The following is a 16,216-nucleotide window of genomic DNA, read 5'->3' on the forward strand; positions in this document are numbered from 1 at the left end:
CCGCACGAGAACGTCGCCGGCCGGTCGGCGCCGGCCGGTCAACTGCCGCTGAAAGCCAGCCGGCCGATCACTGGCCGGCGCTCATCGCCGGGAACATCTCGTTGATCATCGTGATCGCAGCCGGGCCGACCAGCACCACAAAGATCGCCGGGAAAATGAAGATGACGAGCGGGAAGATCAGCTTCACGGCCGTCTTCGCGGCTTTCTCTTCGGCCATCTGGCTCCGCCGGGTGCGCATCGAGTCGCTCTGCACACGCAACGCCTGGGCCACGCTCGAACCAAACTTGTCCGCCTGGATCAGGATCGCCGACAGCGCCTTCAGGTCGTCGACGCCGGTCCGCGAGCCCAGCTCTTGCAAGACTTGGTTGCGGGGCGAGCCCATCTGGAGCTGGAGGTTGCACAGGGCGAACTCCTCGGCGAGGACCCCGTAGGTCTTCCGCATCTCCTCGGCGACCTTCCGCATCGCTTGGTCGAGGCCGAGCCCCGCCTCGACGCAAACGACCATCAGGTCGAGCGCGTCGGGAAGCCCGTAGAAGATGTTGTCCTGCCGTTGCCTCTTAACAAACCAGACGACCAGATCGGGAAGGAAGAAGCAGAAGCCGGCGGCGCCGATGGTGATGAACAACGCCTCTTGCGTGAGGCCTTTGGTGAAGTAGGCCGCCCCGCCGCCCGCCAAGAAACCAAAGGCCAACCCGATAAGCTTCGAACCTAAGAACACGCTGATCGCGCTCTCGCTGCGGAAGCCCGCGTGCTGGAGCCGCAGCTTGAGTTTGCCGGCGTCCTCTTGGTTCTTCGGCTTGAGCGGCGCAGCGAGGGCGGGCGTGGCGTGCTCGATGAGCCTCGCCATCTTGTCCGACTGCTTCTTCGCGCGGGTCGCTTGCCGCGGGTCGCGTAGCGTTTCGAGCCGCTCGTCGGTCCGCTCGTTGCCCGCGCCGCCGAAGTAGTCCAGCGCGAACCACATGCCGGCGGCCACCGCACCGAAGACGGCCAGCTTCATCAGCAGAGCGGAGCTGATCAATTCGGCGATTATGGGCGACATGAGAATGCGGCGTTAGGAAGTGAGGACTTACGACTCGCGTCGGTCGGGCACAGCGACGGCTCGCAAGCCGCCCTCCGCGGGCGGCGCGCCGGACTGCTGATCAAATACGGATGTTGATGATTTTCTGGATGACCACGGCGCCCAGCAGCTGCATCACGATCCCGCCGACGAGCATCTTCTTGCCCAGGTCGTCGGTGAACAGCAGCATCAGGTAATCCGGGTTCATCCGGTACACGGCGACGAACAGCAGCGGCGGCAGGGCCAGCAGCACGATGCCCGACAGGCGGCCTTCGCCGGTCAGCGCCTGCACCTGGCCCCAGATCTTGAACCGCTCGCGGATCAGCCGCCCGATCTTGTCCAGGATCTCCGCCAGGTCACCGCCGGTTTGCCGTTGCAAGATGACGGCCGTGGCGAAGAATTTCAGGTCGAGGTTCGGCACGCGTTCGGTCAGGTTCTCGAGGGCCTCCTCGAGCGGCATGCCGAGGTTCTGCTCCTCGAACGTGCGCGCGAACTCCTTGGCGATCGGCGGCGACATCTCCGCGCCCACCAGGTTCAACCCGGCCCCGAGGCTGTGGCCGGCGCGGAGCGCGCGGGCGACGAGCTCCAGGGCCTCGGGCAGCTGCGCGGCGAACTTCTTCATCCGCTTGCGGCGCTTCATGATCAGCCACGCGAACGGCATGAACACGAAGAGGATCGAGCAGATCGGGGCGAACTTCACGGGCAGGCCGGCCAGCGTCGGGCCGAAGAACCCGACCAGAGCCGCCGCGACGCACGCGAGCAGGAACTGGCTCACGCTGAACGACACGTCCGCCTGGATAAACAGGCGCTGCAGGTTGAGGTGGTTGGCGATCGCCTGCTCGATCGAGCCGGCGCCGCGGTTCCAGGTCTCGGCGAGCAGCTCGTTCTCGGTCGGCGCCTTATCTTTTCCCTTCTTGGCCTTGCCGGAGGTCAACGCCTCGAGGCGGTCTTCGACCTCCGCGTCCTTCTGGCCGCTCCAGAGCATCACCACGGCGATCACCAGTCCGGTGACGCCGCCAAAGACCATCAGGCTTAGCAGCAGGGGAGACATGGGAAGGCAGGCCGTAGGCTGGAGGCGGTAGGCTGGGGGGCTCGGTGTGCAGGTCGGCGGTGTTCGATCAAACGGCCGAGGCCCAACGCCGAGGCCTGCGTCCCGCAGACCCCGGCCTCGACCCCCCAGCCTTCGTCAGTCTTGCATCATCACGCGCTCGCGGAACGTGCTTGCGGGAAGCCGGATGCCGGCCGACTCGAGGCGGTCCATGAACGACGGCCGGATGCCTGTCGCCACGAAGCGGCCGATCGCGCGCCCGTTCTCGTCGACGCCCGTCTTCTCGAAGCGGAACACGTCCTGCATGACGATCGTGTCTTGCTCCATGCCGAGCACCTCGGTGATGTGGGTCACCTTGCGAGGACCGCCCTGCAAGCGGTTCGCCTGCACGATCAGGTCGACCGCGCTGGCGATCTGGGTGCGCATCGCTTTGATCGGCATCTCGAAGCCGGCCATCATGATCATCGTCTCGAGGCGGGCGATGGCGTCGCGGGGCGTGTTCGCGTGGCAGGTGGTGAGCGAGCCCTCGTGGCCGGTGTTCATCGCCTGCAGCATGTCGAGCGTCTCGCCGCCGCGGCACTCGCCGATGATGATGCGGTCCGGCCGCATACGCAGCGAGTTCTTCACGAGGTCCGTCGCGGAGATCTTGCCCTTGCCCTCGATGTTCGGCGGGCGGGTCTCGAGTCGCACCACGTGGTCCTGCTGCAGCTGCAGCTCCGCGGCGTCCTCGATCGTGACGATCCGGTCGTCGTTGCTGATGAAGCTCGACAGCGTGTTGAGGAGCGTCGTCTTGCCAGAGCCCGTGCCGCCGGAAATGACGATGTTCAGCTTCGCCTTCATGGCCGCTTCGAGGAGCATGACCATCTCGGGCGTGAGCGACTTGTAGTTCAGCAGGTCCTCTAGCTTCAGCGGGTTGGAACCGAAGCGCCGGATCGTGACGCTCGGCCCGTCGAGCGCCAGCGGCGGGATGATCGCGTTCACACGCGAGCCGTCCGCCAGCCGCGCGTCGACCATCGGGCAGACCTCGTCGACGCGCCGGCCGACGCGTGACACGATCCGGTCGATGATCTGCATCAGGTGCTTGTTGTCGCGGAACGTGCACTGCGTCTTGACGAGCTTTCCGCTCTTCTCGACGTACACGCTCTTCGGGCCGTTGACCATGATCTCGCTGATCGACGGGTCCTTCAGCAGCATCTCCATCGGGCCCAGGCCGAAGGTCTCGTCGAGGACCTCGTCGACCAGGCGGTCGCGCTCGTTGCGGTTGAGGAGCGTGTCCTCCGTGTCGCAAAGGTGCTCGACGACCAGGCGGATTTCCCGGCGCAGCACGTCGCCTTCCAGCTCGCCAACCCTCGACAGGTCGAGCTTGTCGACCAGCTTCGAGTGGATCCGACGCTTGAGGTTCTCGAACTCGGCTTCCTTGTCGGCGCCGGCCATGGCCGACGGGGGCGTCGTGAGCTTCGTCATGGTGGGGGAGGCGTCGCGGCGGAGAGCGGTAGCGAGGTCGCACACGCCTTGTTGCGTGGAAGCGACATGTCCGCTGAAACCTAGCTCACGCAGGACGGCGCGCCGGCTCGGCCTGGGCGTTCGCCGGTGGCGGGGCCTGATCCGCAAAACCGGACCTGCCCACGGCGCCCCGCACGAGGGGGGCGGGCTCTCGATCGGGCGGGCATCTGGGACCGGGCCCGCGCGCCCCCCCATCGCGGTTCTCCGCGGCCGGCGGGGCGGGCGGTGTGTCAGGCGTCGGCGGCGGCCGCCTCGGTCCCGGTGGCGCCCTTCTTGCCCCACAGCCCGAGCCAGCTCCGGGTGGACTTCGAGCCCCCCTCGCCAGGGGCCGCCTCTCCGGTCAGCTCGCGGGCGAGCTGCGAGATGGACTGGGTGAGGGCGGCCTTCGGGGCTTGTTCGATCAGGGGCACGCCGTTGTTGCGGACCTCGATCATCGTGCGGAAGTCGTTGGGCAGCTGCCAGAAGATCTCTTGGCCGAGCGTCGTCTCGGCCTTCTTGACGCTGATCGACGCCCCGCCCTGCCCCACGCGGTTCACGATGATCTTCACCTTGTCGCGCAGCGCGCCCCGCTGCTCGAACGACATCATCAACCGGACCACGTTCCGCAGGCACGGCAGGTCGAGCTGGCTGATCATCAGCACGTCGTCGGCGAAGTCCATCGCCTGCATGTCGAGCGAGTTGAACGCCTTCGACGTGTCGATGATCAAGTGCGTGAAGGTCGCGCGCAACAGGCTGATGACGCGCCCCAGGTCTTCCGTCGTCACGAGGCCGGCGTCTTCCAGCTGCACCGGCCTGGGCAGCAGGTACACGCCAGAAGCGTGCTTGGTGAGCGACCGCTTCAGCAGCGTGAAGTCGAGCCGGCCGATGTTTTGGGCGACGTCGGTGAGCGTGTACTCGGGGATCGTGTCGAGGTAGACGTCGGCGTCGCCCAGGGGCAGGTCCAGGTCGACCACCACGACCGAGTTGTTCGGGTTCGCCGCGAGCTCGCAGCCGAGGTTCACCGCGATGCTCGTGGAGCCGACGCCCCCCGTGCAGCCGGTGACCGCGATCACCCGGCAGCTGGCGCCCCCCCCGCCCGAAGCGCCGAACCGCGACTGGGCGATCCGCTGGAACGCAGTCGCTAGGTCGTCGGGACGCAGGGGCTGCGTGAGGAACTCTTTCGCGCCGGCGCGCATCGTTCGGAGGATGAGGTTCCCGTCGGTCGAGCTGCTGGAGACCAGCACGCTCACGCCCGGCTTGTGCTTCGCCAGCTCCCCCACCAACGCGACCGCCTTGTCGGGGTCGCTGTCCATGCAAACAAAGGCCACGTCCGGCTCGGTCTGATCGAGCACGTCCCGCACGAAGTCGTAGCGCGAGCACTCGGCCTCGAGCCACACCGTGTCGAGGCCCATGAGCGTCGCCTTCAGCGATCCGCGCGTCCCGTCGTTCGGGTCGACGATCGCGAGTCGCAGGACATTGGCCATAGCGGAGGGCGTCTCATCGGAGCTTCAGCTGACGGCGCCACACGGCGGCGGGCGCGCGACCACCGGCGGGGCCTGGCGGCTAAAGAGAGGCTAGCTCACCTGTGTGGGCGCGCCGGGCGTTTTGGCGGTCGGGCGCGTCAGTCCTCATAACCGACCGGACCGATCAAACCCTCGTCGGTGGCGACCGCCGGCGTGGCTTGGTACGGCCGAGCGGCTTGACGCACGTAGCCCCGCGGAGGCTCGGCGCCGAAGTGCGACGGCCCCGGCGCGGACTCGGCGGCCTGCCCGGCCTCGCCCGTCGGCGGCGCCGCTCGGCTGAGGTCCAGCGGCTGCACGTCGGCCGGGACCCCTTCTCCGGGCCCCATCGACTCGGGCGCCGGCAAGTACTCCATCGGCGGCCCGGCGGGCGTCGGCGTCGCGGCCGGTCCGTAGCCCCCCCGCCGGGCGCCGCCGTTGAGCAGCTGCGAGGGGGGGCCGGGGAAGCCGCCGGCGTTGCACTGCGGGCAGCCGCCGCAACGGCCGTTCGCACAGGGGCTGCAATAGTCGGGGGTCTCGATCTTGCCGTCGATGTACAGGTCGCAGTCGCTCGGCGAAACCGTGCCCATGCCCGGCCCGCAAGGAGGCACCTGGTGGGGCTCCATCGCGTCGACGAATTCGGGGGTGACCAGGATCAGCAGCTCGACCTCTTCGACCTCGTTAGAGTTGCTCCGGAACGGCACGCCGAGGATCGGGATGTCCATCAAGAACGGGACGCCGCGTTGCGTCGACGTGGTGCGTTGCTGGATCAGGCCGGCGATCGCGAAAGTCTGCCCGGCGCTCATCTCGACCGCCGTGTCGACCTGGCGGACCGTCAGAGCCGGCACCTGCGTGTTGTTGATGATCACCGCGTTGGAGAAGTCGAGGTCGCTGACCCGGGGGCGGACTTCCAGGCGGATCTTGCCGTTGCCCAGCACGATCGGGAGGAAGTCGACCTGCGTGCCGAACGGCTTGTATTCGATCGCCACGTTGCCCAGCGACTGGGGCACGATGATCGGGATCTCGCCCCCCTCGTTGAACTGCGCGGGGCGGCCGCTCACGGCCACGATGTTCGGCTCGGCGAGGATCTTGGCGACGTCTTTCTGTTGCAGCGCGTCGAGGAAGCCGACCAGCGCGTCCGTGCCGTCGGTGACGGCGAACTCGACCGTTTGGCCCGCCGTGTCCGCGACGCCCTTCACGTCGCCGGCCAGGGTGACGAAGCCGAACGGGTTGCTCGGTCCGCCCACGTTGTTGATCAGGCCCGACACGCTGGTGCCGAAGTAGCCGCCGTCGCCGATGAACGCGAAGTCGGTGGAGAGCTTCCGCAGCTTCGACCGCGACACCTCGTAGATCTTCACCTTCAGCAGGACCTGCTGCACTCCGCCCACGGCGATGTTGTTGATCACCTTGGGCGCGTAGTCCTCGGCCAGGCGGACGATCGGGTCGACGTAGTCGGGCCGGTCGATGAATCCGGTGAGAACCAGGCTCTGGCTGTAGCGGTAGACCTTGATCGACGAGTTCGGGAATTGCGTGGCCAGCGCGTGCTCGAGCTCGCGCACGTCGCCGTAGATGTAGACGTCCACCGTGTGGAGGTCGCCGTTCTCGTCCCACAGGTTGACCTGCGTCACGCCGGCCTTCTTCGCGGAGATCTGGATCTCGTTGGCCGACAGCGGGGTGACCGCCAACAACTCGGGGTTGTTGACTTGCACCTTGGGGATCTTTTTCTCGAGCGTGAGGATCCGACTCGAGTTGGTCGTGATCTCGATCTGGTCGCTCGGCCCGTCGATCTTCCGGACCACCGAGCCGCCGCCCGTCTGGGCGGAGGCCGACGGCGGGATCGCCACGAGGGCCGACAACACGAGGGCGGTCGCTCGGCGTGCGGCGCGGACCGATCGGCGGCTGATGGAGTCGTACATCCTTGTACTTTCCGGTTGCGGCCGCCGCCCCGTCGGGGCGATGGCCTGGCGCGACCGCGGTGGCGGACGCTTCCCCCCAGGTAGTTTCTTCGCCGGCGGGCGGTCCCTCGCCCGACGGCCGCCGCGGTAGGCCGCGGTCGCGTCGCTTCAGCTTCGCTCGGCTACTCTTCCCCGAAGTCGATCGGGAAATCGAACCCTGTCACGTCCTCGCCGAGTTTCTCGCTCGGCTTCACCGCCGGCGGCGCGAAGCTCGCCGGCGTCCCCTTCGTCCCCGTGCTGCGGGTGCGGGCGCCACGCAGCGCGTCGTACTGGCCCCTGAGCGGCGCGCCGGTCGACGGGTCGAACTGCAGCGTGGTGACCTCCTCGGCCTGCACGATCGTCATCTCGAACGGCGGACGCTGCTGCGCCGCTTGGCTCATCATGCCCACGACCGTGTCCAAGAAACTCGGCTTCGGGGCGCCGCTCGATTCACGGTTTTGCTCTTCCTCGCGGGAGTTACGCTCGCTGCGGCCGCCGAGGATCTCCGTCAGGGTGATGTCGGCCACCTCGGCGACGCTCTCGTCGTTCGGGTTGCGCGGGATCAGGCTCAGCTCTCCGGCATTCTGAGCGAGGTTGATCGTGGTGGCTTGGGTCGGCGTGACGAGCAACGAGACCGTCTTGGGGATGGCCTTCGATTCCTCTCCGTCGGCCGACCGCTGCACGGCCTGCTCGACCGCGAACACGCGGATGTTCTGCAGGATCACGCGGGTCTTCGCCTCGGGGATGCCGGCCCGCTGACTGGCGGCAACGTAGAGCTGCACGTCGACCCGGTCGCCCGGGCTCAGCAAGCCGGCCGCGCTCTTCTCGGCGTCGACCTTGATCGTCGACAAGCGGAAGCCGTCGGGGATGTTCGCGACGGGGTCGGCCGTCTCGCCCTGGGCCAGCAGCTGCGCCTCGAGGATCGGCGTGCCCGCGACGATCGTCGTGCGGGGCCGGCGTCCCTCGAGGTCTTCCAGCGCGGTGATCGATCCCTTCGGCGCCTTGTCCGTCGGCCATTCGTCGAGGGCCACCATCTCGGCGCTGATCGGGTCGCCCAGGTTGATGTTGTGCCGCGCCACGTAGATCGGCGTCGTGTCGAGCTCGACGCCCCCGTTCGCCTTGGCGTCCATCACGCGGCTGATGGCGATCGACGCCGCCAGGCCACTGCCGAGGGCAAAGGCGAGCAATAGTAAAGATTTTGGTCGCATGTGGTTCCCCCCACGGTCGGCCGGCGCGGCTGCCCCAGCGGGGACAGACACTCCGACCACCCGCCGCGAAGCGGGCCTCGTCGGTTACTTCGGCAGGACCGGCGCATCCGGTCCAGGAAATACAAAGCTCTCAGCTCTCAGCGGTCAGCTATCAGCGGGCGGGGGTCGCTAGCGGCGGTCGCCGCCCCCCCGTCTCACGGGCGTCGTCAGACGAGCATCCGGTTCCAGGCGAAGTACGCGATCGTGCCGATCGCGATCGGGATGCCGTACGGCAGCAGCATCATCCGCGGCTTGCGTTCGGCGGCGATCTGCGCGAGCTGTTCGGGGTCTTTGACGGTGAGGATCTCGTTCAGGATCAGCCAGAACTGGCCGTGGTGCTTCTCCCACCGCTGCTTGCTGAAGACCATGATCACCGCCATCACGCCGCCGATGACGGCCGACACGGCGAACGAGTAGGCGGTCACCGTGCCCCACATCCAGGCGCCGATGCCGGCCATCAGCTTCACGTCGCCGGCGCCCATGCCGCCGATCGCGTAGGCGGGCAGCAGCAAGCCGAGGCCCACGGCCGTGCCGATCAGGCTGTAGACCAAACCCTCCCAGCCGGGGTAGGCGCTCAGCGTGGCGCTGTACGCCCAACCGCTGAGGATCATCGGGAACGTGATCCAGTTCGGCACCTTCAGCTGGAGGCCGTCGATCACAGCGGCGACGACCAGCGTCACCGTGACGACCCAAACGGGCCAGTTGCTGAGCAGGGCGTCGGCGAGTTGGGTGGGGTCCATGGCTCGTGGGTCTACGCAGGCGTCGAGGTCGTTTAAGGCTTAAGCGGCCCGCGCCGGATGACTCCGCACGACGAACCGCCGAAACGTAGCCCGCCGTTGCGCCGCGCGACGGCCGGCCGGGCCGCGATGCGGCGGCTCGTTGCGGCGCCAGCCCTCCCGGTCACGCCAACCGCGACAACCGGACCGGCTCGTTCGGTCGCCCGCGGCGCGCAAAAAAAGACCCGGCCGGCGCCCCTCGCGGAGCGCCGGCCGGGCCGGTGGTGGTGCGCCAGGCTAGCAGGGCCCGGTCGCCAAGGCTGTCGGATCAGCTGCCGCCGCTAAGCTGTCCGGCGACGCTCGTGAACGTGGCCGACGCGTTGGTGCCGATCGACTGGATCGCCGTCAGACAGACGATCACGATCAGCGCCAACATGACCGCGTACTCGACAGCCGTGGGACCGTCTTCCGAGGCGAGGAAACGTTGGACTTTCTGGGCGAACTTCTTCATCTTCTTCCTCTCCGTTTTTACGGACCCGCCTCGACGCCTTTCGCGGCGTGGCCCTGCTAGTGGCGAGGGCATCGGGGCCCTCGTTGGCTGACCTCCACGCGACCCTTGGACTACTCCAAGGCGAGCCCGCCGGGCGTCGCGTTTCGGTCGTGAAATTAAGCACGTGAACGTGCGTATCACCCGGTGAGGTGATTCCATTCGTCCCACGCAGCCGCTCGGAAGCGGCGGGGTGGGCGTTCCATCGGCAGCCCGGCTGCCCCGCAATCTTGCTGGGCCCGTGGGCTTTGCGCCCCCGCCTCGCGACGGGTTTGCCTTTCTCGTGGACAGATACGCGGCGGGCTCTTGTCTCGGTTTTCCCGGCCGTGGCCCTTCGTTCGGGCCGCCGGCGGGCGAAATCTCGTGAGCGAAACAGGTGGGATGAGTCGTTTTGAAGAGCGTCGCTTCGGCTCGATTCGAGCTCGGCTTCTCGCGACACCAGAAACCTATGTCACGCCGTGGGCGGGTCAAACGCGGCTTGAGATTTTTTTCAAAAGGCCCGTAAACCGGCTGCGCCGGCGCGTCCGGCACGCTCTCGGCCCCGCTCTGCAGCCGCGCCGAGCCCCCTCACCACCCGTGCCGCTTCCGCGAGCGACAGTAGAGACAAGCCCCAAACACGCTTTGCCCGATCACGGCCCTGCCGGGCCGAAGCGGCGAGTCGAAGCACAGTCTCTCCCAGTCGGTGTCGCCCCCATGGCGGAAGAACTCGGCCTCACAGCGGCCCTCGATAGCGCTCTGACGCGACTCCGCCGCTCGCCGATCGGCGGCTACCACGCCGACGGACCCGCGGCCAGCGAGCCAATCGCCTGGGCCGCCATCGCTCTGGCGCACGCCGGCGAGCCTGCCGCGGCGCAGGCCGGCGCTCGGTGGCTCGCGGAGCGCCAAGCGGGCGACGGCTCGGTCGGCGTCACCGCCGAGCAGGCCGAGCCCGCTTGGACCACCGCGTTGGCGATCCTCGCGTGGCGCGCCGTCGACCCGGTCGGCTACGCGCAGCCGATCGCATCGGCCTCTGATTGGGCGCTCGATCAGGAGCCCTGGACCCAGCCGCCCAACCCCGTGCTGGGTCACGACCTCAGCCTCGCCGGTTGGTCGTGGGCGCCCGACACGCACTCGTGGCTCGAGCCGACCGCCTTCTTCGCGGTCGCCCTACGCGACGGCACGCTCGCGACGCACCCCCGGCGCGTCGAGGCCGTCCGCTTGCTCCAGGACCGGCTCCTGCCCAGCGGCGGCGCCAACTATGGCAACACGGTCGTGTTCGGCCAAGAGCTGCTGCAACACGCCCAAGCCAGCGGAGTGGCCGCGTGGGCGCTGGCCGGCGAGCGGGTCGACGACCCCCGCTTGCGGCTGACGCTCGACTACCTCGCCGACACGATCCGACAGCCGCTTGGCGCCGCGTCGGTCGCTTGGGCCGTGCGTGGCCTTGCCGCCCACGGCCTCGCCGGCGAGGACGCGGCCGCCCGGCTGTCGGCGGCATGGTCCCGCGTCGGTCGCGACAACGGCTTGTACAAGCCCGCGCTGTTCGCCCTCGCCGCACAAGCGACGCTCACCCACAACCGCCTACCCATTCGCCCCGTCGCCGCACGATGAACGAGCCGAACCAAATCACCCGGCGCACCGCGATCGGCATCGGCGGCTTGGCGGCCGCGGGTCTGCTCGGCGCCGGCCGCTTGCTGTACGGCGGCCCGTCGCCGGTGTTCGTCGCGAAGAACCAGCGCTACGACGGCCCGCTGGCCGCGACCATCCGGGACGGCCTCGTGGCGGTTGGGCTCGACGCGCAACGACTGGCCGGCAAGCGGGTGCTGCTCAAGCCGAATCTGGTCGAGCCGACGCGCGCGATCCCGCACATGACGACCCACCCCGCGATGATCCTCGCCGCCGCCGACGTGTTCCGCCGATGGGGCGCGGAAGTGACCGTCGGCGAGGGGCCCGGCCACGTGCGCGACACCGAGACCGCCCTCATCGAGTCGGGCGTCGGCGAGGCGCTCGCCGGCGAGCGCCTGCCGTTCGCCGACCTCAACTACCAGCGGGTCGGCTACCGCCGCAACCGCGGCCGCTTCAGCAAGCTGCCGGGCCTCTACCTGCCCGAGAGCGTGCTCGACGCGGACCTCGTCGTCTCGATGCCGAAAATGAAGACCCACCACTGGGTCGGCGTGACCGCGGCGATGAAGAATCTGTACGGCGTGATCCCGGGCATCAAGTACGGCTGGCCCAAGAACGTACTGCACCACAACGGCATCCCCGAGACCGTCGCCGACATCAACAGCACCCTGCCCCGCGTCGTCGGCATCGTCGACGGCATCGACTGCATGGAAGGCGACGGGCCGATCCTCGGCAGCCGCAAGCACATGGGCCTGGTGGCTGTCGGCGCAAGCCTGCCGGCGCTCGACGCCACCGTGGCCCGCATCATGGGGCTCGTGCCGGAGCGGATCGGCTATCTGGCGCTCGCTTCGCGGCGGCTGGGGCCGATCGCCGAGGAGCGGATCGAGCAACGCGGCGAGCCGTGGCGGCCGCTCGTCGATCCGTTCGACGTGCTCGACCAGCCCGCGTTGCAGCGGCTCCGCGCGACCGGCGGCGAGCTCGTCAGCTAGGCGCGTTCTTCGCCCGCAGCCCATTCCGCCCCGTTCGACCACAGCGACGCCCGGCACCAAGGGCAAGGCATGTCGCGGTCGGTCGCGTAGGTCGGCGCGCCGGCCGTGTCGGCCGTTCGCCACGCCGAGTCGCACTCGTCGCACAGGACGACCTCCCTCCGGCACACGCCGCACCGGCGCCAACGGAGCGGACCCGTCCCACAGATGCGGCAGGTCCCTATCGAAGCCATGCTCGGCAAGATCATGGGATGACCGGGTAGGCGGTGATAAGCCGGTCGCCTTCGACGACCATCCGCACGTGCCGCGCGGTAGGCCGGCCGCGCCGAGCGCCGGTCTCGCCGCCCACGTAGCCGATCCGCTCGCCGGCGTCGACCGTATAAACCGTCCGCTCCCGCTCGCGACGCGACCTCGTCGCGCGCCCCTCCTGCGCTTGCAGGTACAACGCGTCGATCAGGCGCACCAGCTCGGCCGGGTCGCTCTCGTCGAACACGCCGTGCGGCCCGTCGCGGGCCGGGTCGTCGCGGGCGTGGGAGAGCAGGTGGGCGAGCCGGTGCCCGTGGACGCTGCCGCGTGTGTAGCGGAGCCCCGCCGGCGAGCGGAACACGCCGCGCCCCTGGTCGGTCAGCACGTCGCTCAGCTCGGCCGGGTCGACGTCGGTTTGGTCGCCGTGCGCTGCGCCCGCCCGCGCTCCCGAATCGCCGACCGGCGCCTGGGCCGATGGCGTCGAGCCGACCGGCCCGGCCCCTGCGGGCCACGGCTCGGTCCATGGCTGTGCAACAGCCAAGTAGACTAGCGCGAGTGCGATTAGCGCGAGCGATCCCCGCGTCCCCAGCCGGTCGTACACGGGTCGCAGAGCACGGAACGCCGCGGCCATCTGTCGGCTTTCCCTGCTCATCCCGCTCGGCGCCCGAATTGCATGAGGTCGTCGCTCCGCTACTATTGTGGCTACCTTATCGAACGATGTCGATCGTTCGCTAGCTACGCGAACCAGGCAGGGCAACGATGACGAAGGCAGGCTTGCTGAGGACGCCCCTCTCGATCGTGGCGGTCGCGTTGGCGGTCGAAGCGTACGCTGGGGTCACCGGGTCGACGTTTATCGCGTCGGTCGGCACGGCCACCACGGCCGCCGCCGATCCGACCTTGCCGGGGCAGTTCCTCATCGCTGGCCGCAGTGGGACGATCAGCCGACTCGACGCGACGACCGGCCAGGTCGACCCGACGCCCTACCTGACGATCCCCGGCGTCGACACCCGCAGCGAGGGGGGCCTGCTCGGCCTCGCCCTGGACCCGAATTACGAATCGAACGGCTACGGTTACGCGTACTACACGGTGACGCGCGGCACGAGCGGTTTGACCTCGCGCATCGCCCGCTTCCAACGCGACCCGGCGGACCCCACTCGAGCGCTCGCCGACAGCATCACGCCGCTGCTATCGTTCGACCAGCCGCAGAACAACCACAACGCCGGGTGGATCGGCTTCAGCCCCAACGACGGGTACCTGTATATCGCCTCGGGCGACGGCGGTGGGAGCAACGACAACGGCACGGGCCACACGCCGGGCATCGGCAACAGCCAAGACATCACGAACAACCTCCTCGGCAAGATGCTGAGGATCGACGTGTCCGGCGACGACTTCCCCGCCGACGCCGGCCGCAACTACGCGATCCCGGCCGACAACCCGTTCGTCGGCGTCACCGGCGACGACGAGATCTGGTCCTACGGGCTCCGCAACCCCTTCCGCAACAGCTTCGACCGCCAGACCGGCGACCTCTGGATCGCCGACGTCGGGCAAAGCTTCCTGGAAGAAGTGAACTTTCAGCCGGGCGATAGCCCGGGCGGCGAGAACTACGGCTGGCGGCTACGCGAGGGCTCCGTCGCCACGCCCACCGGCGGAGTCGGCGGCCCCAAGCCCCCCGGCGCGGTCGACCCGGTCTACGAGTACTTCCACACGAACAACGCGTCGGCCGACCCCTTGTTCACCGGCAACTCGATCACCGGGGGCGTCGCGTACCGCGGCTACGACCCGTCGCTGCAGGGCCATTATTTCTTCGCCGACGCGGTCGCCAGCCGGTACTGGAAGTTCGACCCGGCCGACCCGTTCGATACCGTCGAGAACATCACAGGCCAGCTCTTCGGCCGCAACGTGCCCACAAGCCCTGTCGCCTTCGTCGAGGACCTCACAGGCGAGATCTATGTCCTGTCGCTCGGCGGCGGCTTCTACCGCATGGACATGGCTCTCCCCGGCGACTACGACGGCGACTCCGACTTCGACACGGACGACTACGCGGTTTGGTCGAGCCTCTACGGCGGGTCGGACGATCTGGCAGCCGACGGCAACCGCGATGGCGTGGTCGACGCGGCCGACTACACGGTCTGGCGCGACGCGCTGGCCGCCGCCGGCGGCGGGGTCCCCGAGCCTTCTTCCGCCACTGCGCTCGCGCTGGCTTGGCTGATCGCCGCGTCCGCTTCGCGCCGCGGGGCCGCGTAGTAGTAAGCCACCGCGGTCACCCCCGCCAGCAACATCGCGACGCGGTGCGCGAGCGCCGCCAGTGTGCCCACGCCCACCGGCGTCTCGGGGCGTACCTGCCGGTAGAGGAACTCGGTGGTCGCCTCCATCGTGCCCAGGCCGTTCGGCGAGATCGGCGCCGCGCCGGCGATCAGGCTCTGCGGGACAATAAACAAGTGCGACCTCAGGCTTGGGACCGCCATCGGCAGCGAAGCCGCTGCCGCATAAAACGAGGCGATAAACACCGCGTTCACCACCATCCCGACCGCTATCGCCGCGAACAGCCACCGCCGCCCGCTGCGGTACACCTGCGCGGCGGCGGCCACCTTAGCCGCCAACGGCCCCAACAGCCGCACGCCGACCAGCCTCCCGGCGACCCAGCCCGGCGCACGCTCCGAGCACAACGGTGCAAACAGCGCGACAGCCGCCGCCGCGGTGAGCAGCAGCGTCGCCCGACACAGCACCCTGAGCGGCGCCGGCGAGTCGGCCCCCGCCGCGCCGGTCAGCCAGATCGCCGCCGACGCGTAGACCAAAAAGCCGAACAGCCCCATTAGCCGGTCGATCACGACCGTGCTCACCGCCCGCGCACGCAGGCCGGGCCGCCCCCGCGCGAGCAGCGTCGCCTTGACGACATCGCCGCCGATGTTGCCGAGCGCGACGAAATTGCAGGCGAAGCCGATCGCGCCGAACCGCAACGACTCGCCGAGTGACATCGGCACTCCCGCCGCGGCGGCGATCAGCCGCCACCGCACGAACGACAAGGTCAGCGACACGACGATCGCCCCGTACGCCAGCGCAAAAAGGTCCGGTCGCGGCGGCGACGCGACGATCGACTCGAGCGTGTCGGACGCGACCGCCCGCCACAGCAGCACCGCCACCAGCAGCAGCCCGCACGCCAGTCGAACCGCGGCGGAACGGGACAGGCGCGACATGGCGGGGGCGGGCGGGCCAGCCCCCGCGGGGAGGGGCGGCCGGGGCGGGGGGCAGTCGGTCAGCGGCGCCGCCCCCAGGGGCGAGGGCGGCGTTGACACGCGTGGCGGCACGCGCCATCCTATGTTGCTCGGCGTGGGAGCGTGCCGCAACCGACTCGCCCCCACCGCCGCAGCAGCTCGCCGCCGCCCCGCCGCGGCCGGTCGAGCCCCAAAAGGGGGATTAGCTCAGTTGGGAGAGCGTCTGGCTGGCAGCCAGAAGGTCAGCGGTTCGAGCCCGCTATCCTCCACTTCTAGCGAGGCCGCGTTCTAGCGAAGCCTCGCGGCGGCTGACTTATCGCTGTGGACGCTCCCTTGCCGCGGCCGGCGTCACGCCCAGCCGCACGACCGCCTGCTCTGCTTCGGCAAGCTCGACGCGATGCGCGAGCTGGTCCCCGAGAAGATCCGCAAGCAACGCCGCCCGAAGATCAAGGACCTGCCCGAAGAGACCGACGCGCCGGCCCCCCGGTCGTAGCGCCGCCTTATCGTGTGGCTGCTCTGCGATTCGAGACAAACGCGACAGTCTGAAAATCGTGTTTGTCCGCAAAAACGTTGCAAAACGGGGGTTAAGTCGTTGCGCCCAGGCGACTTAGCGAAGCGTTACACGCCGACCCCCAACTGTAAC

13 protein-coding genes, 1 tRNA gene, 2 pseudogenes and 1 riboswitch are annotated in these 16,216 nt (G+C 68.9%); of the genes and pseudogenes, 5 read left to right on the forward strand and 11 right to left on the reverse strand.

Features of this window, described 5'->3' with window-relative positions; translation table 11 throughout:
- Window positions 1-67: 67 nt before the first annotated feature.
- The 8 genes from RIC11_RS01805 to RIC11_RS01840 form a co-directional block, all read right to left on the reverse strand.
- Entirely contained in the window at window positions 68-1,039 is a 972-nt protein-coding gene (locus tag RIC11_RS01805) for a type II secretion system F family protein (RefSeq protein ID WP_350208115.1), read from the reverse strand.
- A gap of 100 nt (window positions 1,040-1,139) precedes the next feature.
- Window positions 1,140-2,108, reverse strand: coding sequence for a type II secretion system F family protein (locus RIC11_RS01810; RefSeq protein ID WP_350208116.1), 969 nt, complete (start codon window positions 2,106-2,108; stop codon window positions 1,140-1,142).
- A gap of 135 nt (window positions 2,109-2,243) precedes the next feature.
- Window positions 2,244-3,569 (reverse strand): TadA family conjugal transfer-associated ATPase, encoded by a 1,326-nt coding sequence (locus tag RIC11_RS01815; RefSeq protein ID WP_350208117.1) that lies wholly within the window; start codon window positions 3,567-3,569, stop codon window positions 2,244-2,246.
- Window positions 3,570-3,838: 269 nt separating this feature from the next.
- Window positions 3,839-5,071: a CpaE/TadZ family protein gene (locus tag RIC11_RS01820; RefSeq protein WP_350208118.1), complete on the reverse strand. Its 1,233-nt coding sequence runs from the start codon at window positions 5,069-5,071 to the stop codon at window positions 3,839-3,841.
- Between the two features lie 137 nt (window positions 5,072-5,208).
- Entirely contained in the window at window positions 5,209-7,002 is a 1,794-nt protein-coding gene (locus tag RIC11_RS01825; RefSeq protein ID WP_350208119.1) for a type II and III secretion system protein family protein, read from the reverse strand.
- A 161-nt stretch (window positions 7,003-7,163) separates the two neighbouring features.
- Window positions 7,164-8,228: a Flp pilus assembly protein CpaB gene (cpaB, locus tag RIC11_RS01830; RefSeq protein ID WP_350208120.1), complete on the reverse strand. Its 1,065-nt coding sequence runs from the start codon at window positions 8,226-8,228 to the stop codon at window positions 7,164-7,166.
- 206 nt (window positions 8,229-8,434) lie between these two features.
- Window positions 8,435-9,007 carry an A24 family peptidase gene (locus RIC11_RS01835; RefSeq protein ID WP_350208121.1) on the reverse strand — a complete coding sequence of 191 codons (573 nt, stop codon included), beginning with the start codon at window positions 9,005-9,007 and terminating at the stop codon, window positions 8,435-8,437.
- 304 nt (window positions 9,008-9,311) lie between these two features.
- On the reverse strand, window positions 9,312-9,494 hold the full coding sequence (locus tag RIC11_RS01840) for a Flp family type IVb pilin (protein WP_350208122.1): 183 nt from the start codon (window positions 9,492-9,494) through the stop codon (window positions 9,312-9,314).
- Between the two features lie 240 nt (window positions 9,495-9,734).
- A riboswitch (cyclic di-GMP riboswitch) is annotated at window positions 9,735-9,817 on the reverse strand.
- Between the two features lie 406 nt (window positions 9,818-10,223).
- Between RIC11_RS01840 and RIC11_RS01845 the strand changes: the two genes are divergently transcribed.
- Window positions 10,224-11,117, forward strand: a complete 894-nt coding sequence (locus RIC11_RS01845; RefSeq protein WP_350208123.1) for a hypothetical protein — start codon at window positions 10,224-10,226, stop codon at window positions 11,115-11,117.
- Window positions 11,114-12,118, forward strand: a complete 1,005-nt coding sequence (locus tag RIC11_RS01850) for a DUF362 domain-containing protein (protein WP_350208124.1) — start codon at window positions 11,114-11,116, stop codon at window positions 12,116-12,118. Before RIC11_RS01845 ends, RIC11_RS01850 begins: the two co-directional genes overlap by 4 nt.
- Here the strand turns inward: RIC11_RS01850 and RIC11_RS01855 are convergent.
- Together RIC11_RS01855 and RIC11_RS01860 are read right to left on the reverse strand one after the other, a co-directional pair.
- Window positions 12,115-12,363: a hypothetical protein gene (locus tag RIC11_RS01855; RefSeq protein WP_350208125.1), complete on the reverse strand. Its 249-nt coding sequence runs from the start codon at window positions 12,361-12,363 to the stop codon at window positions 12,115-12,117. The genes RIC11_RS01850 and RIC11_RS01855 overlap by 4 nt on opposite strands.
- Complete coding sequence (locus tag RIC11_RS01860) at window positions 12,360-13,013, reverse strand: hypothetical protein (protein ID WP_350208126.1); 654 nt, start codon at window positions 13,011-13,013, stop codon at window positions 12,360-12,362. Before RIC11_RS01860 ends, RIC11_RS01855 begins: the two co-directional genes overlap by 4 nt.
- 107 nt (window positions 13,014-13,120) lie before the next feature.
- Between RIC11_RS01860 and RIC11_RS01865 the strand changes: the two genes are divergently transcribed.
- Complete coding sequence (locus tag RIC11_RS01865) at window positions 13,121-14,605, forward strand: PQQ-dependent sugar dehydrogenase (RefSeq protein WP_350208127.1); 1,485 nt, start codon at window positions 13,121-13,123, stop codon at window positions 14,603-14,605.
- Window positions 14,606-14,640: 35 nt separating this feature from the next.
- Here the strand turns inward: RIC11_RS01865 and RIC11_RS01870 are convergent.
- Window positions 14,641-15,555, reverse strand: a pseudogene (locus RIC11_RS01870) (lysylphosphatidylglycerol synthase transmembrane domain-containing protein); the annotation flags it as partial.
- Window positions 15,556-15,769: 214 nt separating this feature from the next.
- Here RIC11_RS01870 and RIC11_RS01875 point away from each other — a divergent pair.
- Together RIC11_RS01875 and RIC11_RS01880 are read left to right on the forward strand one after the other, a co-directional pair.
- Window positions 15,770-15,842 (forward strand) — tRNA-Ala (locus RIC11_RS01875).
- 83 nt (window positions 15,843-15,925) lie between these two features.
- Window positions 15,926-16,066: pseudogene (locus RIC11_RS01880) on the forward strand (30S ribosomal protein S6--L-glutamate ligase); the annotation flags it as partial.
- Between the last annotated feature and the right edge of the window lie 150 nt (window positions 16,067-16,216).

The sequence above is a fragment of the Botrimarina sp. genome (assembly GCF_040219535.1).
In the GTDB taxonomy this organism is placed as follows: Bacteria; Planctomycetota; Planctomycetia; order Pirellulales; family Lacipirellulaceae; genus Botrimarina.